Source organism: Nocardia jiangxiensis NBRC 101359 (assembly GCF_000308615.1).
GTDB classification, from domain to species: Bacteria; Actinomycetota; Actinomycetes; order Mycobacteriales; family Mycobacteriaceae; genus Nocardia; species Nocardia jiangxiensis.
Genome location: NZ_BAGB01000106.1, coordinates 1 through 520 on the forward strand (window position 1 = coordinate 1; position 520 = coordinate 520).

At 67.9% G+C, this 520-nt stretch carries 2 protein-coding genes; one reads left to right on the forward strand and one right to left on the reverse strand.

Going from position 1 to position 520, the window contains the following annotated elements; genetic code table 11:
* Positions 1-200: hypothetical protein (locus ON40_RS34415; protein ID WP_040829425.1), on the forward strand; the 200-nt coding region annotated here is incomplete at its 5' end.
* Between the two features lie 7 nt (positions 201-207).
* Here ON40_RS34415 and ON40_RS34420 read toward each other — a convergent pair.
* A partial coding sequence (locus ON40_RS34420) for a DUF2889 domain-containing protein (RefSeq protein ID WP_040829427.1) occupies positions 208-520 on the reverse strand: 313 nt, incomplete at its 5' end.

The following is a 520-nucleotide window of genomic DNA, read 5'->3' on the forward strand; positions in this document are numbered from 1 at the left end:
TCGGTTATGCGCGGATTCTCGCCCTGCTCGCCGGAATCCTGTCCGAGGCCGGAGTCGCCGATCACGACCGCGACGCGCTGTTCGTGCAGACGTTGGTGCTCGGGATGACCGCCCGCTATCACGAGTCGGGTACGGTGCCGACGGCGACCGATCGTGCGCATCTGCTGCGGTTCTGCCTGGGCGGCATCGGAATTGCGTGAACGTGACCTACGGCCTGGCTCGGCGGTGCTCGTCTTCGCGTAGTGCGCGGACCAGGACGGGAACCTCCGCGAGCGCTCGCATCGCGTCGTTGAGGTGGGTGCAGCCCTCGGTTCCGGAGAACTTGTCCAACACGACGGTTCGGAGCTCGGAAAGTGGTGTGCCGAGCGCCTTTCCGACGTTGCGGGAGGCCAGGGGGCACTCATCGTAGGGTAGTACCCGGGGGTCGGCGTCGATGGTGAGCAGCTCCCCGGTGTCCGGATCCGCGGTGGCCGTGAGCCGGTACTCGTGCACCGCCACGCGTCCTCCGGTGGGCACCGTC